The sequence below is a fragment of the Anaerofustis stercorihominis DSM 17244 genome (assembly GCF_000154825.1).
In the GTDB taxonomy this organism is placed as follows: Bacteria; Bacillota; Clostridia; order Eubacteriales; family Anaerofustaceae; genus Anaerofustis; species Anaerofustis stercorihominis.
The window spans coordinates 537,910-562,832 of the sequence record NZ_DS560015.1 but is presented as its reverse complement, the minus strand read 5'-3'; the positions used below and the strand labels follow the sequence as shown (position 1 = coordinate 562,832).

Here is a 24,923-nt window from a genome sequence, read left to right as displayed (position 1 = left end):
TAGTAAGTATCTTTTCTTATTTCGCCAGTCTGTCTATTTTTTCTCTCGTCAGTCTGTAAACCGTCCATTCGTCCATAGGTTCCGCTCCCAATGAAAGATAAAAATCGATGCTCGGTTTGTTCCAGTCAAGACAGGACCATTCAAGTCTCCCGCAGTCTCTTTCCTTTGCGATCTGAGCTAATTTCTTTAGAAAACCTTTGCCGTAACCGTTTTTCCTATATTCTTCTCTTATGTATAAGTCTTCCAAGTATATTCCGCTTTTACCAAGGAATGTAGAAAAATTATGGAAGAATAATGCAAATCCAATGGGTTCGTTTTCCACTTCTCCGATTATTACCTCGGCTTTTTTCTTTTCGAACAGCCATTTGTTCAAAGTTTCTTCATCTGCCACTACTTCATCCAGCATATTTTCGTATACCGCAAGTTCTTTTATGAATGTAAGTATTAACTTTGTGTCTTTCGGTTCTGCAAATCTGAATTTTAATTTATTCATTCTTCATCTCCTTGATTTTATCTTCTTTTATTTCAATTATCACATTTTCTCCGTTTTCATATGTGACGTATTTTATAATCAAATATTGACCGTTAATTTTTATCGCTCCGTTTTTATATAGAGGGATATTATATCCGCTCATCATTTCTCTGTTTGAATATTCAAAATAAATATCATCTATATAAAAATGTTCGCTGTCGTGTCCTTCTTTTTTTAGTGCATGAAATCTTTCTACATATCCGCTTATTGTTTTATAATTATCGGTTTCATATTTTTCTTTTAAGTCAAAGTAGTCTATCAGATAACCCGCAGATGTATAAATAAATAATATAAACGTGATCAAGCCTACCGCTTTTGTGAGTATATTATTTGCTATATACTTTTTATGTAGCTTATTGCGGGGTTCATTTACTCCCGAGTTTTGCCTTGTATACCACCTATTGAAAGTAAAAAATCCAATTGATACAATAAGAGGTATCAATAATATCGGGATATAAGAGTAATTGAAATGTAGGGTGTAGAGTGTTTCTGCCATATGTACCTCTTATGAAAAATATTTACCGTTCGGTTTATGTTTCTTATAATATTTATAATGTCTGTGGCATATTATGAAGTATAAAATATACCCAATCACCGCACTGAGTGTATTGAATATCACATCGTCTATATCGGCTCTTCTGCTTACAAGGAATAAGAACTGTGAAACTTCTATAAAAGTAGTCATTAAAAATGCGGTAAAGACCGTCTTTTTAAAAGTTATCTTTCCCGGAAAGGCTAGAGGGAGCAAAAATCCGTAGGGAAGAAGGAGACCTATATTCCCAAACAGGTTTATAAATGCGACCATGCTCGGCTGTCCTCCGCTGAAAAAGCCGTTATATCTAAGGCTTTCAAAATAACTTTTAATACTCGCAAAGGGGATCAAATTATAGTTTCTTTCATATGTGTATTCGCCCATATAAGGAACGAGAGTCATGGAGAAAACTATTATTATATATATAACTAAAATCGATAGACAAAACCAATTTACTTTTTTGTTTTTATAACTCAAACTTTACCTCTTTCTCTCATAATACTTTAACATGATACAATAAATAATATATAAACTCAACTTTAAAATCGAAGTTTAATATTATCTTAAGACTTTTTTAACCAAATAAATATGTGATTAAAAGGTTCTTTGAAATAAAAAAAGACACAACCGAAGTCATGTCTTTGAATTTTATAGTGCGCCTTTAGCAACTTCCACTAATTTAGCGAATGCAGCTTCGTCATTCATAGCGATGTCAGCTAACATTTTTCTGTCGATTTCAACGTTAGCGTTTTTAAGACCGTTTATGAATCTTGAATAAGACATATCGTTCATTCTTGCCGCTGCGTTGATTCTTGTTATCCAAAGTTTTCTAAAATCTCTCTTCTTTTGTTTTCTTCCTGCATAAGAACTTCTTAAAGCTCTCATTACAGCTTCGTTTGCAGGTCTGTATAATTTAGATTTTGCTCCGTAATAACCTTTAGCAAGTTTTAAAACTTTTTTATGTTTCTTTTTACTATTTAAACTTCTCTTTACTCTAGCCATATATCATCACCTTTTAACTACTTAACGATAATGTAGCTGATTGTCTTTTGGTCAGCTGCAGAAACGTAGCCACCCTTTCTTAATTTTCTTTTTCTCTTAGTTGTTTTTTTGTTTAGAATATGATTTCTGAAAGCTTTCTTTCTTTTGATAACACCAGATTTTTTTCTTTTAAATCTTTTAGATGCACCTCTGTGCGATTTCATTTTAGGCATTTTAAATCCGTTCCTTCCTGCTATTTTTTTTCTTTACCTTTTATTGGGCTTAAAGTCATAGTATAGTTACGTCCTTCAAGCTTAGGCTTAGTTTCTATTGTTCCTACTTCATCAACCATAGAAGCAAATTTTAAGAGTACTTCTTTACCTCTGTTTACATATGCCATTTCTCTGCCTCTGAACCTAACGGAAACTTTAACTTTGTCTCCCGCTGATAAGAATTTACGGCAGTTCTTGGCTTTTACTTCCAAGTCATGATCCTGTACTCTAACTGAAGTCCTGATTTCTTTGATGTTTACAACCTTTTGGTTTTTCTTGTTTTCTTTTTCTTTTCTGTTTTGTTCGTATTTGAACTTTCCGTAGTCAAGAATTTTACAAACCGGCGGTTTAGCTTCAGGGGAAACTTTAACTAAATCCAAGTTTCTCTGATCGGCTTGTTTCAAAGCTTCTTCAGCAGACATAATACCAAGCATAGAACCATCATCAGCGACAACTCTTACTTCTCTGTCTCTGATTTGTTCGTTAATTTGAAAATCTTTAATCGAATTATACCTCCATGATTAAAAAAATAGATAGCATAGAACTGCTACCTAAATATATCACTACAATTAATTTGCAATATATTTACCAAACTAAATCCACGTTTGTTTGGTGAGAAGCAATTCTTCTACTTTGTTTGACTTAAATAGTATAACCGTAAAATCCCTGTTAGTCAAGCTTTTTGTGTTAAAAGTTAGTAATTAATAATATTATATTTTGATTTTTAATACTATTTATAACTAATTTATTATAATTTTAATTGACTTATATCAAATATATAATAAATAGGTTTTATCGTTATAGTTATATAATACACTTTGAATATTAAAATTTATGAATATATGATTAAGAAAACAGGGATACAAAGTTAGTATCTCTCATAAGTTTTTTATATCTAAACTAATAATATTATCTTTTTCTAGATTTTTTTTAAATCTTTTATTGATTCTTTGTATCCCTGTATGAAAAATGCTTCTTCTATCAAATAGGCGTATTTGTTTATGGTATCTTCAATTTAAACATATCGTTCTTTTGTTATGATTTCTCTCAAATGCTCTGTTAAGTTTGATTTTTCCATTCTGATATTCTTTGGTGTATGTTCCGCTTTAAAATTACTATCGTTAGGGCAGAATTTCCTATATATTTAGCCGAATATATCGTCAATCATTTTTCCCCTCCGAACCGTTTAAATATAAATCTTCCAGTTTTGTGATGGCAAGATTTACCGTTTCTTCTATGGTCAAGTCATTTTCTTTGCAGTATCTGTCCAGTTTTTCTTTTATTTCTCTATCTAATGTGAATTCAATGTATTTGTATTTCATAAAAAATATACCTCCGTTTTTATCCTTGCCAAACAGAAGTATGCAGTGTATAATATTTACATACTCCGTTAGGGGTGACAGTCCACATAATTGCTTGGTATGGCAGGGTGGGCTGTCTTTTTATTTTTTTATTATTTCTTCGTAAACCATTGATAATCCTAGCCTTAATACATCCGAACGTGTCATGCCAAGCTTATCGGCACATATAGTCAACACTCTTACTTCGTCTTCATTCATCCTTATCCTGGTATTATAAGTCCTGGGGTTATCTGTAGGTCTACCCATTTTTTTTACCATTAAAGTAATCACCTCGCTTTTGGTAATACATATATTATATACTGTGGTAACACATAAGCCAATAAAATAATCGCATAAAGTAGGATTTATTATTCTTATGCTTTAAGTCGGTTTTTGTAAGGAATTATGTATTGGGGAAGAAGATTTGGTATGCAAATTTAAAATGAATAAGATATGAGACATACAATGCTTTATTTAAAGTTATTTACTTATAATCGGTAAAGAAAATTAAGTGTTAATAAAAGATTAGTATATATTATTTTAATCACAGAAAACGAATGATTGATATTATGATTTCATTTATCAGATGATTTTATAAACAAATATTATTTTACCGCTAAAATCAATAAATATTTTTACTTCTATATTTTAATATGAAACCTTACTCATAATACTTTCTTTGGTTTAAATATATATTTCAGATAGGTCTTAAATGTTCAATATTATAAATATTATGATATAATCATTATATTGGGAGGTGTTAAAATGTTATTTGATAGTTTTACACTTAAAGGAAACGTTATAAAAAACAGGATAGTGATGTCTCCGATGGTTACATATTCTCTCGTTAGGTCAGACGGCTTTATAGATGATAGGCATATATCTTACTACGAAAAGAGAGCAAAGAACGAAGTAGGTACCATTATAGTTGAGGCAAGCGGTGTAGACGGTAATCAAAAGGCATGGAACCAAATCGGGATATGGGACGATAAGTTTATCCCGGGGCTTAAAAAGCTTGCAGGTGCCATAAACGATAACGGAGCATTTTCCGTAATTCAGCTTCATAATGCGGGAATAAAGGCAAAGATGGAAGAGTGTCCTTACGGTCCTAGTCCTTTGGAGGGATACGGCAGACAGATGTCAAAAGATGATATCAAAAAATCAGTAAATGACTTTGTAAATGCGGCGGTAAGGGCGAAAGAAGCCGGATTTAAAGCTGTGGAACTTCACGGTGCTCACGGATATTTGTTATGTGAATTCACTCTAAAAAAATACAATAATAGGACCGATGAGTACGGATTTGAAAACTTGGAAGACAGATACCGTTTTCCTATCGAGGTCACAAAAGCGGTAAGGGAAGCTGTTGGAGAGGATTATCCTATTTATTACAGGATGGGAGTTAATATGGAAGATATAGATGATGTTATCAAGGGAGCGAATATGCTTGTAAACGCGGGCGTGGATGTCTTAAATATATCTTCTGCTTTCGATGCTTCAACATCTTTGGAAGATAAAGAACACGAGTTCAACTCGGTTACATCAAGTGCAAAAATAATAAAGGAAAATGCGGATATTCCCGTTATCTGCGTAAACAGGATATCTACACCAGAGAGAGCCGAGAAACTTTTAAAGGAAGGATATGCGGATTTCACCGCCATAGGAAGAGAACTTCTTTCCGACTATCAGTGGGCATATAAGGCAAAGAACGATATACCTATAAATTATTGTTATCACTGCAAGCCGAAATGTCGTTTGAACGGAGGAGACAATAAATGTCCCAACCTTATAAAGACGGGGGATACTTTGTATTAAGTTTGATTACTGAAAAATCAATATAGTTAATATATTTAAAGCTAAAATTATATCATTATGGTTTTGTATATATTAGAACAAGGTTTGTTTTAAATTATGGTTATTATTTTTAACAATATATTTTAAGTTCCTAATGTAAAAGAAAATTTAATCACAAATAATTTATATATTTGTATTATAGGAAATTACAAATGTAAAATGAATGCTGATTCAAATCTGTTTTAAAAATATAAAAGTAAATTTGATATAAGTTTTTGAAATTTTACGAATAGGTTATAAAACATAGAAATTCAATATTTATAAAAGTTATTATTAAATCATCAAAGGAGAATAAATGATGTTATTTGATGGATATGAAATAAAAGGGAATAAGATAAAGAATAGGATAGTAATGCCGCCTATGGTCACTTTTATGCTGGCAAAGGAAGACGGATATGTTACGGATAAGCACGTATCATATTATGAAAAGAGAGCGAAAAGCGAAATAGGAACGATAATCGTGGAAGCAGCCGCTACGGATAAATCGCAAAGACCATTCTATCAGCTTGGTATATGGGATGATAAATTCGTAGAGGGACTGTCAAAAATCGCAAAAGTCATTAACGACAACGACTGTTTCTCTGTGATACAGCTTCATAATCCCGGAGTAAGAGCCGCGGGGAAACTGAGCGAACATCCTTACGGTGCCAGTGCACATCCTGACTACGAGGGAAGCAGGGAAGTAAAAAAGGAAGAACTTATCAAGGTAAAAGAATATTTTGTAAATGCGGCGTTAAGAGCGAAGAAAGCGGGATTTAAAGCGGTGGAACTTCACGGAGCTCACGGATATTTGTTATGTGAATTTACTGCGCCGAATTACAATAAGAGGACAGATGAGTACGGAGGAAGTTTAGAGAACAGGTTTAGATTTCCGATAGAAGTAATAAAAGCGGTGAGAGAAGCCGTAGGGGAAGACATGCCTATATACTATAGATACGGACCATGCGTTCCCGATATAGAAAGCGGGATAAAAGGAGCGAAGATGCTTATAGAAGCGGGGGTGGATGTACTCGATATTTCATATGCAAACAAAGAAGACGTAACACTCAAAACCGATAATCCCGATTTCAATTACAGCGTATATTCCGCTAAGCTTATCAAAGAAGCCGTAGACGTTCCCGTTATAGCCGTTAATATGATTTCTACTCCCGAAAGAGCAGAATATCTGCTAAAAAATAACTATGCGGATTTTACCGCTATAGGAAGAGAACTTATTGCTGACTATCAGTGGGCGTATAAGGCAAAGAACGACATACCTATAAATTATTGTTATCACTGCAAGCCTAAATGTCATATGAACAGGGGAGACTATAAATGTCCTAATTTGATAAAGGCAGATGAAACCCTTTATTAAAATAAAAAAAAGACGAGATTTTCTCGTCTTTTGATTTTTATTCTTCGTCCTCGTTATCTTCTTCGATTATATCATTAACTTCTTCGATGATGCCTTCTTTTTCTTCATCGCTCACATCGGCATCTTCTCCGAGTTTGATTGCTATGATTTGATCGAATAAAGCGTTTATTTCTTCACATAGTTCGTCAGCCACATGTTCATAAGAACCTTCTTCTTCATATGCTGAATATACAAGTTTACCGATTTCTCTGTATTTTCTTGAAATTTCATAATCCAATTTTTCTGCTTGAATTGTTTTCTTTGCACTTTCCGCAAAGCTCTTGGATGCTTCTAAAGCTTCCGAAGAAAATTGTCTCGCTTTTTCTGTTGCTTCTCCCAAAAATTCACTTGCTTTGTTTAATAAATCGTCTTTGTTCATATTAAAACCTCCTGCTTTTATATTATTATACCACATAATATAAATAAAAAATATTTTTTTTCATAGTAGTATAAAAATCAAAAATGTTAACAATAATATCATTAGCACATGAAATTGGGGGACAAAGATGAAGAATTCATATATAAAATTTATGGGTAACAGACCGGAAGATCCTGCGGTCATAAAAAGCGATATAAACTTTACAAATGTTGCGGGTTTAGATGAAATAAAAGAAGAACTTTTGGAAATAAGCGACTTTTTGACAAAGCCTGCAAAGTATAAAAAGTTCGGAGCGAAAATACCCAGCGGAGTACTCCTTTACGGACCTCCCGGAACAGGGAAAACTCTTATAGCAAAAGCTTTGGCAGGGGAATGCGGAGCTACGTTCATGTATGCTTCGGGAAGTGAATTCATTGAAAAGTTTGTAGGTATAGGTGCAAGCAGGATAAGAGCTTTATTCGATAAAGCGAGAAAAAAAGCCCCTGCGATAATTTTTATAGATGAACTTGATGCAATCGGAGTAAGCCGAAGCACCGATAATAATTCCGAGAGAGACCAGACATTAAATCAGTTTTTAATAGAGCTTGACGGTTTCAGCGAAAACACGGGGGTCGTCGTAATGGCGGCGACAAACAGGATGGATATGCTGGACAGCGCACTTTTAAGACCTGGAAGATTTGACAGACATATTTATGTGGGCAATCCTTCGAGTATAACGAGAAAAGAAATTTTAAATCATCATATTCAGGGTAAACCCGTATCCAAAAATCTCGATATACAAAAGATAGTAGAAAAGACAAACGGACTCAGCGGAGCACATCTCGCAAATATAGTAAACGAGTCGGCACTTATGGCAATAAGAAAAGGCAGGAAAGTAATAACCAACGATGAATTCGATAAAGCTATCATAAAAACCATGGCGGGGCTCAAAAATAAGAGCATGATTTTAAATAACAAGGAAAAAAGGATAGTATCTTTTCATGAGGCGGGTCATGCCCTCGTGAGCTTCATTCTGACCGGAGTACTTCCCGATAAGGTAACTATAGTCCCATACGGAGTATCTCTCGGTTTTGTCCTTACGGGAAGCGGAGAAGATAACTTGATACTCACAAAGAAAGAACTCGAAGAAAAAATCTGTATGCTTCTTGCGGGAAGAGCCAGCGAAGAGATAATATTCGGAGAAATAAGCACAGGTGCTCAAAATGATATAGCAAAGGCAAACGAGCTTGCCAATTCCATGGTATGCGAATATGGGATGAGCAAATATAAAAATAAGACTTTTGATATCAAAAATGATACTATTTTTAAAGATGAAATAGACGAAGAAGTAACGAAAATATTGGACTCTACTTATTTGAAAGCGAAAGACATTATAAAATCGAATGTGGAAGCTATAAATAAGCTCGCAAAACTTCTTTACAAGAAGGAAGATTTATCGTCCAAAGATTTGGAAAAAATCTTCGATACTGCTTTAGTATAAAAAATTGATTAATAACTGTTCGATTTAGGAGCAGTTATTTTTTATTTGTTTTTTATGAAAACGAATTGCAAAGTAGGATGATGTGTGATAAAATTGTGATTAAGATAAGGAGGGAATTTGAATATGAAAAATTCTAAAAAAATATTATGCGGTTTGGTTGCGTCTTTATTTATGTTTTCCTGTGTGTCTGCTGTAAGCGCAGCTACTCCGAAAAAATCGTTAAATGTAAAGTCACCGAGACAAGTAGTTACAAATAAGTATGTAAAAATTTCTTCACCTACTCATAAGAAAGTATATTATAAGGGTGAAAAAATAAATGTGACGGCAACTGTAAAAGATCCGTTCGGTAACGGATATACAGGAGTAGTCAGTTTTTTAATGGGTTCAAAAGGTCAAACTTTATCCGAAGGAAGTACAAAACTTTTTAAAGGAACTTATACATATAAAACGACACTTAATACCAAGAAAGCTCCAAACGGTGCAAATTATGTAGTTGTAGGGATAGCTGATGCTACCGACGAGACCGGCAGCAGTATGGAATTGGCATTGACCGAAATAAAAGTTGCGACTTTAAAAGCCCCAACAAAAGTAAAAGCAAAAGCGGGTAAAAGAAAAGTGACTTTATCTTTCAAAAAAGCAACGGGCGGTAAGAAATATGAAATTTACCGTTCAACAAAGAAAACAAAAGGCTACAAAAAGGTAAAGACCACAACGTCCAACAAATTCACAAACAAGAAGCTTAAAAAGGGCAAGAGATACTATTACAAAGTAAGAACGGTAAGAGGAAGCGTTAAGAGTTCATTCACCAAACCTATAAGGACTCCTAAGGTAAAATAATAATAAATCAAAAGACCGATATAAGTCGGTCTTTTTTATTTCATAAAAATCTATATAAGATAAATAAATTTATTGTTTGATTGTAAATTAAATGGCATTAAAAAAGAAGTAAGAAAACTTACTTCTTTGATTTTTATAAAACTTTATTTAAGAATTTTTTCGTTCTTTCGTGTTTAGGATTGTCGATAAGTTCTCTCGCGGGACCTTCTTCAACCACCACACCGTCAGCCATGAATATGACTCTGTCCGCTACTTCTTTTGCAAAGCCCATTTCATGAGTAACGACTATCATGGTCATGGAATGTTTTTTAGCCAAGTTTTTCATAACTTCCAAAACTTCTCCTACAAGTTCCGGGTCAAGAGCTGATGTTGCTTCATCGAAAAGCATTATTTCGGGATCCATTGCAAGGGCTCTGGCTATAGCGACCCTTTGCTGCTGACCTCCCGATAATCTGTTTGGATATTCGTCTGCTTTATCTCTGAGTCCGACCATATCCAAAAGTTCATAGGCTTTCTTTTCTATTTCTTCTTTTCCCACCTTTTTAACTACCATTGGAGAAAGTGTTACATTTTCAAGAACCGTCTTATGAGGGAATAAATTGAATCTTTGGAATACCATGCCTATCTTTGTACGTATCTCAACAAGCTTTTCCTTTTCAGTCTTTACTACACTTTTATCATTTTCTCTGTGAAAAACGAGTTCATCGTCTATGTATATTTTGCCTGAAGTCAATTTTTCTAAGTGGTTTAGACATCTTAGAAATGTACTTTTACCCGACCCCGAAGGACCGATTATACAAACGACTTCACCTTTTTCAATTGTAAGATTTATATCTTTGAGTACACTTAGTTCACCAAAATCTTTTTTTACGTTTTCTACTTTTACACTGCTCATAATATCCTCCTAAATGTACCTGCTGGTTTTCTTTTCGAGTCTTTGGAATAATACTATACATACCGATGTAAGTACCAAATATATCCCGCCTGCCACAAAGTAGTAGCTCCAGTCACCGCTTGCCGCAAATTGTTTCGAAACTCTCATCAAGTCGGCCATACCTATAGTTGAAACCAAAGATGTATCCTTTAATATCATGATAAACTCATTTGCGAAAGGAGGTATTACCCTTGAAACCGTCTGAGGTATTATTACTTTGAACATTGCCTGAGAGTAAGTCATCCCGAGGGCTTTTGCCGCTTCCATCTGACCTTTGTCTATTGACTGGATACCCGCTCTGAATATTTCAGAAGTATAAGCTGCCGTATTTAATGTAAGGGCTATGATAGCCGCTGTGAACGGTTCGAAATTCAGCGGTGAACCCACCATTTGTTTTACCATTAAAGGTATGGCAAAATATACTACCATTATTTGAAGAAGCAGAGGAGTTCCTCTGAACACCCAAGTATAGATCCATGCAATCCCTTTTAATATTTTATTTCTGCCGATGCTCATAAATGCAATCACAAGAGCGAGTATCATACCGAGAACTATACTTATAAGAGTAAGTTCTATGGTCGACACTGTTCCTGCTGCCAATTTCGAAATCTGCACACTAGTCATAATATTTTCTCCTATTTTACGTTTAATCTTTTACATTATATAATAAAACAAGAAGCCTGGCAAGCAGACCTCTTACTTTTTTCTCTAATACCACAATATATACGGTTATTCGTCATATCCTTTTAAAGTCGTATCTATATTTTGTGTTAAATCTTTACCAAATACTTTCTTTGATATTTTTGTCATCGTTCCGTCTTTGCTTAGTTCTTCGAGTATAGGATTGATTTTATCTATAAGAGCCTGATTGCTTTTTTTAGCCGCAACCGCGATTGGTTCGTTTGTGAGTTTATCGCATGTCTTTACAAATTTATTTGTATTTTTATGAACGTAATATTCTCCGACCACAAGGTCTGTCACTACGCAGTCGACACTTCCTCCTTCAAGAGCTACGAATGCTTCGGTCATTCCGTCGTATTCTCTTAAATCAAAATCGATTCCCTTTGATAAGTAATAATTACATGTATCATTCGAAGTTGTACTTACTTGTACGCCTACTTTTTTACCTGCAAGTTCTTCAACGGATTTGATTTGTTTTCCGCTTTTAGATGAAATTATTACCTGCTGATTTGCAAGATAAGGATTTGATAGTGCAAGCTGTTCCTGTCTGTCTTTATTTACTCCCACAGAGGAGATCACAAGGTCGTATTTATCTGCGTCTAGCCCCGCGAAAATAGCGTCCCATGAGCTGTTTACGAACTCGACTTTCCTTCCCATTTTTTCTCCTATGGCTTTTGCAAATTCGATATCGAAACCGACCGTCTTGCCGTTTTTGTCCACGTATTCCATAGGGGGATATGTATTGTCTATTCCTACAACCAATGTTTTGTCCTTTGTAAACTGAGCTTCCGCCGAAACCGTATCTTTAGAACCGCAGCCGCTGAGTAAGCTGAATCCCAAAACAGATGTTAGAACTATAGCCGCGATTTTCTTTCCTTTTTTCATATTGTATTTCCTCCAAAAATAAGTAAAAAATTTACATCTAAATATACTACACAATGTAAATAAATGCAATAGTTTTTGTTAATTTTTATAAATATTTATGTATATTTATACTATATTAATGATATGTTAAAAATCTTTATACCTTTTTAATAAATAAAAAAGAGCCTATGTCAGACTCTTTTTTTATGTTGATTTTTATTCATCGTAGTTCTTTAAGTTAGCGTCGATATTCTTTGTTAAATCTTCACCGAACAGTTTTTTGGAAATTTCAGATGTTTTGCCGCTGTCGATAAGTGATTTTAAAGATTTGTTAATTTCGGCTATTAAAGCTGTATTTGATTTTTTAGCTGCAATAGCGATAGGTTCGTTTGTAAGTTTATCGCAAGATTTTACATAATCTTTAGGGAAGTTGTTTACATAGTAATCACCAACTACCAAGTCTGTTACTACACAGTCAACATTTCCGCTCTTTAAAGCTAGGAAAGCAGCCGTCATATCGTCTAATTGCTGTAAGTCGAATTCAAGACCTTCTTTTTCCTGATAGTACTGACAAGCTTCATCGGCTGTTGTACCTACTTGAACCGCAACTTTTTTGCCGCTTAGTTCTTTAACCGATTTGATTTGTTTTCCGTCTTTAGCTGAAATAACTACTTGCTGATTGGCAAGGTAAGTGTCTGATAAAGCCAAAGTTTCCTGTCTGTCTTTGTTTACGCTGATAGCGGAAATCGCAACATCATATTTATCTGCGTCAAGACCTGCAAATATAGCGTCGAACCCAACTTGAACGAATTCAACTTCAAGTCCCATATCTTTAGCGATAGCTTTAGCAAGCTCGATATCGAATCCCGCAAGTTCGCCTGTCTTTTCGTCTATGTATTCCATTGGCGGATAAGAAGCTTCAAGACCTACGGTAAGAGTTCCTTCTTTTACAAGTTTTACTTCAGAGCTGTTCGCATTATCTTTGTTACCGCATCCCGCAAATACGGCAAGGCTCATTAGTGCAGCCATTGTAACTGCCATGACTTTTTTCAATTTCATAATTAATCCTCCGTTTATTCCCTTTGAAATTAATAAAAGTTTACTATGATTTTACCTAAAAATCAAGCACTTTTTTATTTTTATACATTTTTATTTATATTTATACTTAAGTTTCCTTTTTAAAAGAAACAAAATTCAAAGGGATTCCACTCTTTTAAAACCTCGCTATTCTTTGCTTATCCTACTCGCAAATAATACTGAAGCAAATCCTCTGGTGTTATTAATTGTGTTTCACACATCTAAAATTTACTTAAGTAAATTTTAGTAAGCTTTTTTCGAAGTCTTTTAATAGTCACAAAATGGAAGAAAAGACCTTTCTCAACGCAGAAGCTTAAAGCTTCGCTAAAAGAGATATTAAACATCCTTCCGCTTTCATATGCTGATTACACAAAAGATTTATCAGCTATTGATGAATAATAGATTTTTGAAACGACCGCTGCCCGAAGTCTTAAATAAAAGTTTAAATGATTTTTTATTGACTTAGGGGAGTCACGACTATAAAATGCAGTCGGAAATCTGTCAGTTGGGTTTTTAACAATATCATCATTTTATAAAAGTAAGTTCAATGAGTTATAAAAAACCTCTCTGTTTTTACAGAGAGGTTTTAGGATTGTTTTGCGGAAGTTATATTTTAAAGCGGTAAATCTTTTTTGTTAAACCATACTATACCCGTGATATATAGTACAAGAGATATAACTCCCATTACTATGAATTCCGTGCCGTAACCGCTTCCCAGCAGTATATTTTGAGTATCGAACAATGTATTCAATGTTACGTATTTCAAGAAGTCCAAGTCGGGAGATAATTTGATAAACAGGCTTACGACGAAGAAGAACAGAGGTATGCCCGCTCCCAATGTTAGAGAGTCCTTAGAGGTATTGAATACGCATGAAGCACAAAAGCATATACCGCTTATCACCAAGTGATATAGGAAAACTCCGAGGTTTAGAGTCAGGAACGTTTCTATATCCAGTGCATCGGGCTGAAAAGCGTTTGCTGCAACTATGCCTACTCCCGAAGCAATGCCCCACATTACTGCGAGGGAAAGGATAAAGTAAACCGCACTGGTTATGGTGATTTGATTTCTGGTGGTAGGGGTGGATAAAAATCCCGTCATGCTTCCTTTGTCGATTTTTTCCGCTATCATCCTGTTTCCTACCATGATTGAGTAAACCATAGGGAAGATTATCGCCATAAGGGCGTAGAATGAATTTGACATGAAGCCTACAAGGGTACCGTTACCGGATAACAGGTTGCCCGCAAGGGTACCCGCCGTAGCCGACTGTAGACCCGACATAGCCTGCGGTGTGAATACATAGCACATTACAGTCAGGAATATGCATAAAACAGCCGTAAAGGCTAATAAGAACTTCATATTGGATTTTATTGTTTGCTTAAAATAAGGGAAACTAAACATTGTCATTACCTCCGTAGAACTGCATGAAGTATTCTTCAAGCGTATGTTTTTCTTCCTTTAGAAAGTTTATGTCGCATTTTGATAATTCTCCTATCAAAGTGTTTATATCTTTGTCGTTTATAGAGATTATCATTTGTTTTTCCGCTTCTTTGAATTTTGCGTCGGGGAATTTTAGTTTCAGATTTTGTACGTCATTGTCATTTTTAAGTTCCACTTTATACGTCTTGAGTTTTGAATGTTTAAGTTCGTCTATGGTAAATTCTTTTATTAATTTACCGTTTCTTATCATACCCACTCTGTCGCATGTCTTTTCCACTTCTTCGAATATATGAGAAGAAAGGATTATGGTCTTTCCTTTTGATTTTTCCTTTTGTATAAGTTCTATAAAGTTATTTTGCATCAAAGGATCCAGACCGCTCGTGGGTTCATCGAGGAGAAGTATTTCCGGGTCGTGCATAAAAGCCGCGACTATGGCTACTTTCTGCTTCATTCCTTTAGACATGCTCTTGATGTTTGAATTTGGGTCTATTTTGAATAGATCAAGCAGTTCTTCCGCATGAGCAAAACTCTTCATATGTCTCATGTTCGCAATCAGCTTTAAATATTTAAGACCGTTCATATCTTCGGGAAGAGCGATTTCTCCCGCAAGGTACCCCATATCTTCCTGAAGTTTCTTTTGATCATCCCAACATTCCATATCATTTATCTTTACACTTCCGACTTCGGGTCTTACAAAGCCCATTAGATGTCTCATCGTCGTGGATTTGCCCGCTCCGTTGGGACCGAGATATCCGTAGACTTCTCCTTTTTTAATACTCAGAGAAACATCGAATACACCTTTGTGATTTCCGTAGTCTTTGGTTAAATGACTTATTTCGATAGTATTCATAAATCACACTCCTTATGTCATTTTTTATATCTATAACATTCTAATGTCAAGGCTCACTTAAATCAATCAACAATTATATACAAATTGTCGGTTTTGAGTTATAATGATTTCGAGGTATTTACATGAAGAGAGAAGAGACCAGAAACGATTTTATAACAGCATTTTGGCAGTTATATCAAATAAAAACGATAGATAAGATATCAATAAGGGAGCTGTGCGAACTCAGCGGATATAACCGCTCCACATTTTATTCCTACTTTGAAAACATATACGATTTACTGGATGAGGCGATAGAAGATATAATGACTTCACCGAGAGAAGCCTTCTCTAATATAGATAGTTTTGAGACCGCCTTGAACAGCGACAAGATAATGTATATGTTTTTAAGTATATTTAAGTCAAAGGAAAAGTATATAGAACTGCTTTTAAAAAATCATCATCATTATATTTTGGAGGATAAGGTAAAAGAATTTCTTATTCCCTTTATAAAGAGTCAGTTTGAACTTGTCAATGAAAAGAAATTCGAATATATCATAGAATATCATGTATCGGCTTGCTTCGGGCTTATAAAGAAGTGGATAAAGAATAATAAAGACTATAGTGAAGAAGAAATAATCGAGTTGGTGTACAACATAACTTCCAAGGGTATCCTGAAAATGATAGCAGAAAATATCAAAACCGATAGAGGTGAACCGTCCGAGAAGTAAAAACATATTTTTATTCATAAAAGCAATATCAAATTTATCAATATTATTTTAAATGGATTTATAATTAAAGAATAAGTTAAAATATTTTAAAATAGGATTTAAGGATTTTAAAATAATTGATTTATTTGGGGAAATTTATAATGCGTAAAGCTGATATGATCTTCAAAAGATATAAAACATATTTACTCTTTTATATATAAATTATCCGAGAACTTAAATACTTAAAATGTATGGATAATTATTTGAAGTTTATTTAATGTAAATAATAAAAAGCTTAAAATTACTTAGGTCATATAACTTATATTACCTTAAAATAATTATTAACCTTTATAGTTTTTTATAAGGTGATAGACTGTTAATGAATATCGGTCAGATTTTTACTGTTAATATTATGCAGAAATATATATTTTATTTATAAAATATATTAGGTCTTCAGACTGATATTGGGAACGAAAGGATTTTTGTAATAATTAATTTAATCGATATTAAAAAAAGACTTCTTTGAAGTCTTTTTAAGATTTGCTTTGATTTCGGATGTGTGAAATACGTTTTATACATCATTTCGAATTTATTTTATTATCAAAATTTGCTTTAGGAAGATATGAAAACCTGACGAGCCGGTTTTTATTTGAGGAAGGGGAGCTCTCAGTGGTTTTTTGGTATCGCCTTTTATAGAGGACTTTTTTTGATTTTCGCCTGCTTTCTCGGATATCTGTCTAAAGTCGGTTTTATCTTTTCTATTACGATTATATCCCTTTCTGCATTTGAGTATGGAAGATTTATCTTATGAGTGTCCAGTAGTTTGCATGAAAGTGAACCTATCGCATTTTTGCTTTCCTCTAATTCTTCATTTCCTCTGCTTCCCTTTAAAGCTATGAATTTACCTCCTGATTTTATAAAAGGAGTGGTGTACTCGGTAAGTACATTTAGCTTAGCTACCGCTCTTGCGGTCACATAATCAAAACTTTCTCTGTAGTCTTTATCGTGAGAAAGTTCTTCGGCTCTTGCATGTATGGCTTCTATATTATTTAGTTCAAGTTCTTTTATTGTTTCGTTCAAATAATTTACTCTTTTGTTTAAACTGTCAAGGAGAAGTATATCCATATCATCATTTAATATTTTTATGATTATTCCCGGCATTCCCGCTCCCGAACCTATATCTATGAGTTTCCCTTCGTTTTTTATGTATTTTACCGCTATGGCACTGTCGATTATATGCTTTTCGATGAACTCTTTTTCGTCGGTTATAGCCGTAAGGTTGAATTTCTTATTTTCTCTTAAAACTATTTCCATGAATTTTAATAGTTTTTCTGCCTTGTTATCTTCTATTTCTATACCTGATTTTTTTAGTCCCGCTTTTAAATATTCTCTTAAATCCATAATATTCTCCTAAGTTAATGTCAAAAATAGTATAACAGAATTACGCTTCAAGAAAAAGGTGTAACATGTTTATTTTTCCACGTATTTATGTTATCCTTTATAAGAAGATTTTAAACGGAATGAGAGGACACAATGAAGAAAAAACTTGTTATTATAGACGCATATTCGATTATTTATAAATGCTTTTTCGGGGTAAGACCCATGCATTCTCCGAAAGGTATTTCAACCAATGCGGTTTACGGATTTTTAAATATAATATTAAAATTGATAAGCGATGAAAAACCAAATTATTTATATGCGGCGTTCGATAAGGGACATAAGAATTTCAGACACGATAAATACGCCGATTATAAAGCGGGAAGACAAAGTATGCCCGAAGAGCTGAGGGAGCAGATACCTTATATAGAAAGGCTCCTTGACGCAGCAAATATCATCTCTTTGAAAGTAGACGATTATGAAGCCGATGATATAATAGGAAGCGTAAGTGAAGTGGCTGACAAAGAAGGTATAGATACCGTAGTAATTACCGGAGACAGAGATTCATTCCAGCTTGTATCGGAACATACTAAGATACTCTATTCAAAAAGGGGTATAAGCGATATCGAAGTGATTAATGAGGATTATTTAAAAGAGAAGTATAACCTTACGCCTAAGCAGATGATAGACCTTAAGGCATTGATGGGCGATAAGTCGGATAATATCCCGGGAGTAAAAGGAGTGGGGGAAAAGACCGCTCTTAATTTGCTTGAAAAGTATTCTGATTTGGACGGAGTTTATGAACATATAGAGGAAATAAAAGGTAAATTACAGGAAAAGCTTATAAATGATAAAGACAATGCTTTCTTAAGTAAAGACTTGGGAACCATTGAAGTAAATATGGATATTGACTTAGATTTAAACGAGGAATGTAACTTTAATTTTGAAAACGAAGAATTCATCTCTATACTCCGTGAGCTTGATTTAAAATCAATAATCAAAAAGCTTGGTGTAAAAGCCAATGACACGAGGGAAGATAATAAAGAAAACGAAAAAGACGATTTTTCTCATATAAAAGAAGAATATAAAACCATTTCGAAAGATATATCATTGGATGAAGTTTTAAATAATATCAAAGATAAAAAATCCCTCAGTGTTTATTTTGTTTTAAGCGACGATTTAAAGACGATAAAAAGTGCCATGATTTTTGATAAAGATAATTTTTATCTTTATGACAGCAGCGTATCGGACATAAGTGAACTGGTAAAAATAATGAGAAGCGGACTTGATATAGTTACTCATAACTTTAAAGACGTTTATAAAGTGTTTGTGTCTCAGGGATATGATGATATACATTGCAGATTTGATATTTATCTCGGGGGATATGTTTTAAATCCAAGCGATGAAAGATATTCTCTCGAAGTAATGAGCAAGAAATATCTCGATATAGATTTGGAAGAAGAAAAAGGCGAAGCCGTACAGCAGAGCTTTCTTGATATAGAAGACAACAATAAATACAATATGCAGATGAAAAAAGCTAAAAGCATATATTCTCTTGCTGGGATTTTTAAGGAAAAAATTAAAGAAGAGGAAATGGAAGACTTATATCAAAATATAGAGCATAAACTGATGTATGTTTTAGGTGATATGGAACTTGAAGGGTTCAAAGTAGATTTGAATACTCTTGAAGAGCTTGGTGTGGATTTTGATAAAAGGGTAGAGGATCTTACAAGAAATATAAGAGAAGCCGCGGGCGAAGATGAGGATTTTAATGTGAATTCCACGAAACAGCTCGGTCATGTTTTATTCGATAAAATGGGGCTTCCCGCACTTAAAAAGACAAAGACGGGATACTCGACGAATATAGAAGTCCTTGAAAAATTAAGAGATCATCATCCAATAATCCCTATGATAATAGACTTAAGGCAGATAAGCAAGCTCAATTCCACTTATGTTAAAGGTTTGGTCAGTCTTATAGATAAGGATACCAATAAGATACATTCCACCTTTAATCAAACCATAACCACAACGGGCAGGATATCTTCATCCAATCCCAATCTTCAGAATATCCCCGTAAGGACGGAAGAGGGAAGGATAATAAGGAAGGTATTTATCTCAAGCAGTGAAAATAATGTACTGGTTGATGCGGATTATTCTCAAATCGAACTTAGAGTGCTTGCTCATATTTCAAAGGACGAAAAGCTGATAAATTCATTTAAGAACAATGAAGATATTCATACAAGGACAGCAAGCGAAGTATTTAATGTGCCTATAGATGAAGTGACATCCGAAATGAGAAGCAGTGCAAAAGCGGTAAACTTCGGTATAGTTTACGGGATAAGTGATTTCGGTCTTGCAAAGGGTCTTAGTATTGCAAGAAAAGACGCAAAGGAATATATAGATACTTACCTTTCCAAATATCCGGGAGTATGTAAATACATGGAAGATATAGTAGTTACCGCAAAAGAACAAGGATATGTTACGACTATGTTCAACAGAAGAAGATATATAAATGAAATATACTCCAAGAATTTTAACGTAAGGTCCTTCGGAGAGAGGACGGCACTCAACACTCCTATTCAGGGAAGTGCGGCGGATATTATAAAACTTGCTATGGTTAATGTTCAAAACGAACTTAATAAGAGAAAGCTTAAAGCAAAACTAATTCTTCAGGTACACGATGAGCTTATAATCGATACACCTATGGAAGAAGTAGAGGAAGTAAAGGCACTTCTAAAAGATAAAATGGAAAACGTGGTAGATATGTCATGTCCGCTTAAGGCTGATATCTCTGTGGGAAAAACTTGGTTCGAGGCGAAATAATGAAAATAATAGGTCTTACCGGTTCAATAGGAACGGGAAAGAGTTCCGCAAGTGAAATACTCAATAAAGAATTCGATATCCCCATAATCGATGCAGATAAAATCAGCAGAGAAGCTGTGGAAAAAGGAAGCAGGGGACTAAATAAAATAGAAAATGAATTCGGCAAAGAATTTATCACGGAAAACGGAGAGCTCAACAGGATAAAAATGGGGGCTCTGGTTTTCTCCGATGAGAAAGCAAGGATAAAGTTAAATGATATCGTTCACCCCGAAGTAACGAATAGATTCAATGAGCTTGTTAATAAATATAGAAATCAAGAAGAGCCTTACGTTGTTTATGACTGCCCTTTACTCATAGAAGAAAAGCTTACGGGTTTTGTAGATGTGGTAATGCTTATTTATACTTCTTACGATATCCAGCTTAAGAGGGTAATGCTTCGGGATAAGATAAGTAAGGAAGACGCAATAAAGAGGATAGAAGCTCAAATGAGTCCGGGAGAGAAAATAAAGTTTTCGGATATAGTCGTAAATAATGACGGGAATTACAGTGAGCTAAAAGATAATATCAAAAAAGTATATCAGAGTAAATTTTCTAAAAATAATACTTGCATAAATATACATTAATATGTATAATGTATCATATTATGGAGGTAACGAAATGATAAATGTCGGTATTTTGGGAGCTACGGGTTATACCGGAGCGATCCTTGTAAGTATACTTAAAAAACATAAAGAAGTAGGAAATATAAAGCTGGGTTCCCACAGTTATGTTGGGCAGGATTTCAGCGATGTATATAAGGCTTTTAAAGATATAGAAGACGGAGAATGTCTGGATAGTGATATGAATGAATTTGCGGATGAATGCGATGTGGTATTCATGGCTCTTCCTCACGGAGTAGCTTCAAAAGTCGTAACTAAGGAAGTCTTGGAAAAAACAAAGGTGATAGACCTTGGGGCGGATTTCAGGCTCAGTGATATAGATACATATGAAGAATGGTACAAGACAAAACATTACGGCGAAGATGTGCTCAGTGAAAGTGTCTACGGTTTATGTGAAATAGAAAGAGAAAATATCAAAGGAACGAGACTTCTTGCAAATCCGGGATGTTACACTACTTGTTCCATATTATCTCTTTATCCTTTGGTAAAGGAAAAACTTATAGATATAAATTCTATCATTATAGACGCAAAGTCGGGTGTCAGCGGAGCGGGCAGAAAAGCCGCGACCGGGTCTTTATTCTGCGAATGCAACGAAAGCATAAAAGTGTATGGAATAGGAACTCACAGACACACTCCGGAAATAGAAGAGCAGTTATCCAAGCTTGGAGAAGATATAACTTTATCTTTCACTCCTCATTTGGTACCTATGAACAAAGGGATTTTGACTACTATTTATGCAAATGTAAACGAGGGAGTAGGGGAAAGTGATATAAAAGAAGCTTATGAAAAATATTACAAAGATGAATATTTTATAAGGCTGAGAGAAACGGGAGACCTTCCCGTAACCAATTACGTAAAAGGAACTAATATCTTAGATACGAGCTTTGTTCTCGATAAGAGAGTGAACAGAGTCATAGTATCAAGCGTTATCGATAACCTTATGAAAGGTGCTTCATCACAGGCGGTGCAGAATATGAACATAATGTTCGGCTTTGGTGAAAAAGAAGGGATTGATTTTGTTCCTATGTATATATGATTTCTTTTAAAAGAAAGAAAGGATTAAGGGCTATCCACCCTTAAAACCCTGTTATAAGGGACTCCGTCCCTTAGGAACCCTGCGAAGTTTTTTCCGAAGAAAAAAAACTTATGGAAACTCGCAAATCTTGCTGACGCAAATCCGCTCGTGTTGTTTAATGTGCCAAGGCACATCTGGATTTTAATAAAATCCAGTCCATTTATTAAATGGGTAAACAGTCAAATTCTTCCACTGCGTGGTGCTAAGCCTTCGGCAAAAGGGATCTTTAACTTATTTAAGAATATCACCCGCTATTTACCTGAAAGAGTTATAAACTTTAATATAAGAATATTTTGTGAAACAGTCGCTCTCCCGCCCCTTATTAATGAAAAGTTATTATTTTTTATAATATATAAATGTTTAATTGAAGGATGGAGTAGCTTCTTTTCTAAGAAACGCGGGTAGCGTTTCTTAATAATTCACAAATATCGCTAAAGCGAATTTGTTCATGTTGTTTATCAATTTATCGACTGAGCGTATTCTATAAATAATATACGCCTATTTCTTCGAAATAGCTAACAGTTACATCGAGCAGTGTAAAAGCCATTACGGCGATTGAGTGAAGTCCTTTATTCTTAAATTGACTAATTAAATCTTTTAGGGAAGATTTTTAGATTTTAATTAATTAAAATCTGTGTGTACGAAGTACACTAAATAATATGAGCAGATTTGCTTTAGGAATATTTGCAAATTAGGGCGAGCAAAGTTTAAGCATGGTGTAAGGGGCAAAGTCCCTTATAGGAATTGTAAGGCAAAGCCTTACAAATAATAGTAAGGAGTATAACAATGAAAACAGAAAAAGGATGCGTTGTTGCACCAAAAGGATTTTATGCTGCCGGTAAGTCTACCGGACTAAAGAGAAAGAGAAAAGACATGTCTCTTATATATTCAGAGAAGCCTTGCAATGTAGCTGCGGTATTTACCACAAATGAGGTAAAGGCTTCAAGCGTGCTTCATAATATGGAGTTGTATAATAAAGGTAAAAAAGCAAGAGCCATAATCATCAACAGCGGTAACGCAAATGCTTGTACGGGAGAAGAAGGGCTTAACAATACATATAAAATGGCTGAAGAGACTGCTGCATGTCTTGCATTAAAACCCGAAGACGTATATGTGAATTCTACGGGAGTAATCGGCGTACAGCTTCCTATGGATACCATTATCAGCGGTATAAGAGAAGTTTCTCTTGCTCTCGATGATGACATAGTTTCCGGGATAAACTGTGCGGAAGGTATCCTTACCACCGATACTTTTATCAAAGATAAAGCGGTTGAAATAATAATCGACGATAAGAAAGTCAAAATAGGAGGTATAGCCAAAGGTTCGGGAATGATACATCCGAACATGGCGACAATGCTTTCCTTTATCACTACCGACGTAAACATAGACGACGCTGTTTTCAAAGACCTTTTAAAAGAGATAGCCGACGATACATATAACATGATTTCCGTTGACGGAGATACTTCGACAAACGACAGTGTGATTGCCCTTGCTAACGGCATGGCGGGAAACGAACTCCTTACAAAAGAGCATAAGGACTATAATGTGTTCAAAGATGCCTTTACTTTTGTATGTAAACACCTTGCCACTCAAATCGTAAAAGACGGAGAGGGGGCTACGAAGTTCATGGCAGTAAATGTACTAAATGCCGACACGAAAGAAAATGCGAAGAAAATAGCCAAGAGCATAATAGGTTCTTCTCTTGTAAAAACTGCATTCTTCGGAGAAGACGCAAACTGGGGCAGGGTACTTTGTGCCGCAGGATATTCGGGAGTAAAATTCAATCCAAATATCGTTACTCTTTCATTTAAGAGTGCAAAAGGAGAAATCGAACTTTATAAAGACGGGATAGCTCTTGATTTTGACGAAGAAAAAGCCCTTGAAATACTACAGCAAGTTGAAATAGAAATAGATATAAACATGAATATGGGAAATGAAAAAGCAACTGCATGGGGCTGTGATTTAAGCTATGAATATGTAAAAATAAACGGAGAGTACAGAAGCTGATGGATGATAAATATATGGAAAAAGCCAATATTTTAATAGAAGCTCTTCCTTACATAAAAGAGTTCTACGGTGAGATAGTAGTAATCAAATACGGCGGAGCGGCACTGGTAGATAAAGAAATGGAAGCCAGCGTAATAAAGGATATCGCTCTTATGAAGCTTGTTGGTATAATGCCTGTTATCGTTCACGGGGGCGGAAAAGATATCAATAAGATGCTGGATAGAGTCGGTAAAGAACACAAGTTTATAAACGGACTTAGATATACCGATAACGATACTATGGATATAGTTCAGATGGTCCTTGCCGGAGGAGTCAATAAAGACTTGGTTTCACTGTTTACAAATCAGGGAATGAATGCCATAGGTATTTCAGGACAGGACGGTCATATCCTCGAAGTCGAAAAACATACTCCAGGAGGAGATGATATAGGCTATGTTGGTAAGATAAAAAGTGTAAATCCTATGCTTATAGCAAAACTCATAGATGATGATTTCATTCCTATCATAGCTCCTGTAGGTGTTGACGAGACGGGACACAGTTATAATATCAATGCGGATTTTGTTGCTTGTCATGTGGCGAGTGCACTGAGTGCAAAGAAATTGTTATTCATGTCTGATATAGAGGGAGTCCTCAATAAGGATAAAAACCTAATCAGACAAATAAATATAGGCGATGTACAAGGTCTTATCGACGACGGCACAATAGACGGAGGTATGATACCGAAGATAAAGGGTGCAAAAGAAAGCGTTGAAAACGGCGTTGAAGGCGTACATATAATAGACGGCAGAGTTGAACATAGTTTATTAATAGAATTATTTACCAACTATGGAATAGGAACGATGATTAAGGAGTAAG

Annotated in this window: 26 protein-coding genes; 10 read left to right on the top strand and 16 right to left on the bottom strand. The window is 34.7% G+C overall.

The features are described from left to right. Positions 1-16: 16 nt before the first annotated feature. From ANASTE_RS02740 to ANASTE_RS12050, 8 genes are all read right to left on the bottom strand, one after another. A complete protein-coding gene (locus ANASTE_RS02740) occupies positions 17-493 on the bottom strand; it encodes a GNAT family N-acetyltransferase (protein WP_007049381.1) in 477 nt (158 codons plus the stop codon). Further along, positions 486-1,028, bottom strand: coding sequence for a hypothetical protein (locus tag ANASTE_RS02735; protein WP_007049380.1), 543 nt, complete (start codon positions 1,026-1,028; stop codon positions 486-488). The genes ANASTE_RS02740 and ANASTE_RS02735 overlap by 8 nt, the downstream gene beginning before the upstream one ends. Before the next feature lie 9 nt (positions 1,029-1,037). Continuing rightward, complete coding sequence (locus ANASTE_RS02730; RefSeq protein ID WP_052294579.1) at positions 1,038-1,541, bottom strand: VanZ family protein; 504 nt, start codon at positions 1,539-1,541, stop codon at positions 1,038-1,040. A gap of 171 nt (positions 1,542-1,712) precedes the next feature. Then, positions 1,713-2,066, bottom strand: a complete 354-nt coding sequence (rplT, locus tag ANASTE_RS02725) for a 50S ribosomal protein L20 (RefSeq protein ID WP_007049378.1) — start codon at positions 2,064-2,066, stop codon at positions 1,713-1,715. 17 nt (positions 2,067-2,083) lie between these two features. After that, positions 2,084-2,278 carry a 50S ribosomal protein L35 gene (gene rpmI, locus ANASTE_RS02720; protein WP_007049377.1) on the bottom strand — a complete coding sequence of 65 codons (195 nt, stop codon included), beginning with the start codon at positions 2,276-2,278 and terminating at the stop codon, positions 2,084-2,086. 20 nt (positions 2,279-2,298) lie between these two features. Continuing rightward, entirely contained in the window at positions 2,299-2,820 is a 522-nt protein-coding gene (gene infC / locus ANASTE_RS02715; RefSeq protein WP_083781735.1) for a translation initiation factor IF-3, read from the bottom strand. Between the two features lie 657 nt (positions 2,821-3,477). Continuing rightward, a complete protein-coding gene (locus ANASTE_RS11880; RefSeq protein WP_007049375.1) occupies positions 3,478-3,639 on the bottom strand; it encodes a hypothetical protein in 162 nt (53 codons plus the stop codon). Between the two features lie 120 nt (positions 3,640-3,759). After that, positions 3,760-3,936, bottom strand: coding sequence for a hypothetical protein (locus ANASTE_RS12050; RefSeq protein ID WP_007049374.1), 177 nt, complete (start codon positions 3,934-3,936; stop codon positions 3,760-3,762). Positions 3,937-4,422: 486 nt separating this feature from the next. Between ANASTE_RS12050 and ANASTE_RS02710 the strand changes: the two genes are divergently transcribed. Next, on the top strand, positions 4,423-5,469 hold the full coding sequence (locus ANASTE_RS02710) for an NADH:flavin oxidoreductase (protein WP_007049373.1): 1,047 nt from the start codon (positions 4,423-4,425) through the stop codon (positions 5,467-5,469). Positions 5,470-5,803: 334 nt separating this feature from the next. Then, positions 5,804-6,862 (top strand): NADH:flavin oxidoreductase, encoded by a 1,059-nt coding sequence (locus ANASTE_RS02705; protein WP_007049372.1) that lies wholly within the window; start codon positions 5,804-5,806, stop codon positions 6,860-6,862. 37 nt (positions 6,863-6,899) lie between these two features. Here ANASTE_RS02705 and ANASTE_RS02700 read toward each other — a convergent pair whose 3' ends face one another. Next, positions 6,900-7,280, bottom strand: a complete 381-nt coding sequence (locus ANASTE_RS02700) for a hypothetical protein (protein ID WP_039944646.1) — start codon at positions 7,278-7,280, stop codon at positions 6,900-6,902. Positions 7,281-7,407: 127 nt separating this feature from the next. Here ANASTE_RS02700 and ANASTE_RS02695 point away from each other — a divergent pair, with 127 nt between their 5' ends. Next, positions 7,408-8,760 carry an ATP-dependent metallopeptidase FtsH/Yme1/Tma family protein gene (locus tag ANASTE_RS02695; protein ID WP_007049370.1) on the top strand — a complete coding sequence of 451 codons (1,353 nt, stop codon included), beginning with the start codon at positions 7,408-7,410 and terminating at the stop codon, positions 8,758-8,760. A 123-nt stretch (positions 8,761-8,883) separates the two neighbouring features. Next, complete coding sequence (locus ANASTE_RS02690) at positions 8,884-9,597, top strand: fibronectin type III domain-containing protein (RefSeq protein WP_007049369.1); 714 nt, start codon at positions 8,884-8,886, stop codon at positions 9,595-9,597. A gap of 133 nt (positions 9,598-9,730) precedes the next feature. Here ANASTE_RS02690 and ehuA read toward each other — a convergent pair whose 3' ends face one another. The 6 genes from ehuA to ANASTE_RS02660 all read right to left on the bottom strand — a co-directional run bounded on the left by ehuA (position 9,731) and on the right by ANASTE_RS02660 (position 15,441). Beyond that, positions 9,731-10,492 carry an ectoine/hydroxyectoine ABC transporter ATP-binding protein EhuA gene (gene ehuA / locus ANASTE_RS02685; protein WP_007049368.1) on the bottom strand — a complete coding sequence of 254 codons (762 nt, stop codon included), beginning with the start codon at positions 10,490-10,492 and terminating at the stop codon, positions 9,731-9,733. Between the two features lie 9 nt (positions 10,493-10,501). Further along, complete coding sequence (locus ANASTE_RS02680; protein WP_007049367.1) at positions 10,502-11,155, bottom strand: amino acid ABC transporter permease; 654 nt, start codon at positions 11,153-11,155, stop codon at positions 10,502-10,504. Positions 11,156-11,260: 105 nt separating this feature from the next. Then, positions 11,261-12,097, bottom strand: a complete 837-nt coding sequence (locus tag ANASTE_RS02675) for an ABC transporter substrate-binding protein (RefSeq protein WP_007049366.1) — start codon at positions 12,095-12,097, stop codon at positions 11,261-11,263. A gap of 195 nt (positions 12,098-12,292) precedes the next feature. Further along, the gene (locus tag ANASTE_RS02670; RefSeq protein ID WP_007049365.1) at positions 12,293-13,135 is read right to left on the bottom strand and encodes a transporter substrate-binding domain-containing protein; all 843 of its coding nucleotides are present in this window, start codon (positions 13,133-13,135) and stop codon (positions 12,293-12,295) included. A gap of 631 nt (positions 13,136-13,766) precedes the next feature. Continuing rightward, a complete protein-coding gene (locus ANASTE_RS02665) occupies positions 13,767-14,552 on the bottom strand; it encodes an ABC transporter permease subunit (RefSeq protein WP_039944644.1) in 786 nt (261 codons plus the stop codon). After that, a complete protein-coding gene (locus ANASTE_RS02660) occupies positions 14,545-15,441 on the bottom strand; it encodes an ABC transporter ATP-binding protein (RefSeq protein WP_007049363.1) in 897 nt (298 codons plus the stop codon). Before ANASTE_RS02660 ends, ANASTE_RS02665 begins: the two co-directional genes overlap by 8 nt. Before the next feature lie 122 nt (positions 15,442-15,563). Between ANASTE_RS02660 and ANASTE_RS02655 the strand changes: the two genes are divergently transcribed. After that, positions 15,564-16,148, top strand: coding sequence for a TetR/AcrR family transcriptional regulator (locus tag ANASTE_RS02655; protein ID WP_007049362.1), 585 nt, complete (start codon positions 15,564-15,566; stop codon positions 16,146-16,148). Between the two features lie 669 nt (positions 16,149-16,817). Here the strand turns inward: ANASTE_RS02655 and rsmG are convergent. Next, positions 16,818-17,528 carry a 16S rRNA (guanine(527)-N(7))-methyltransferase RsmG gene (rsmG, locus tag ANASTE_RS02650; protein ID WP_007049361.1) on the bottom strand — a complete coding sequence of 237 codons (711 nt, stop codon included), beginning with the start codon at positions 17,526-17,528 and terminating at the stop codon, positions 16,818-16,820. A 132-nt stretch (positions 17,529-17,660) separates the two neighbouring features. On the opposite strand from rsmG, the gene polA reads away from it, so the two are divergent. From polA to argB, 5 genes are all read left to right on the top strand, one after another. Continuing rightward, on the top strand, positions 17,661-20,327 hold the full coding sequence (gene polA / locus ANASTE_RS02645; RefSeq protein WP_007049360.1) for a DNA polymerase I: 2,667 nt from the start codon (positions 17,661-17,663) through the stop codon (positions 20,325-20,327). Further along, complete coding sequence (coaE, locus tag ANASTE_RS02640; protein ID WP_007049359.1) at positions 20,327-20,950, top strand: dephospho-CoA kinase; 624 nt, start codon at positions 20,327-20,329, stop codon at positions 20,948-20,950. The genes polA and coaE overlap by 1 nt, the downstream gene beginning before the upstream one ends. 34 nt (positions 20,951-20,984) lie before the next feature. After that, positions 20,985-22,022 (top strand): N-acetyl-gamma-glutamyl-phosphate reductase, encoded by a 1,038-nt coding sequence (argC, locus tag ANASTE_RS02635; RefSeq protein ID WP_039944641.1) that lies wholly within the window; start codon positions 20,985-20,987, stop codon positions 22,020-22,022. Positions 22,023-22,847: 825 nt separating this feature from the next. Next, on the top strand, positions 22,848-24,068 hold the full coding sequence (argJ, locus tag ANASTE_RS02630) for a bifunctional ornithine acetyltransferase/N-acetylglutamate synthase (protein WP_007049355.1): 1,221 nt from the start codon (positions 22,848-22,850) through the stop codon (positions 24,066-24,068). After that, positions 24,068-24,922 carry an acetylglutamate kinase gene (argB, locus tag ANASTE_RS02625; RefSeq protein WP_007049354.1) on the top strand — a complete coding sequence of 285 codons (855 nt, stop codon included), beginning with the start codon at positions 24,068-24,070 and terminating at the stop codon, positions 24,920-24,922. Before argJ ends, argB begins: the two co-directional genes overlap by 1 nt. Position 24,923 lies beyond the last annotated feature (1 nt).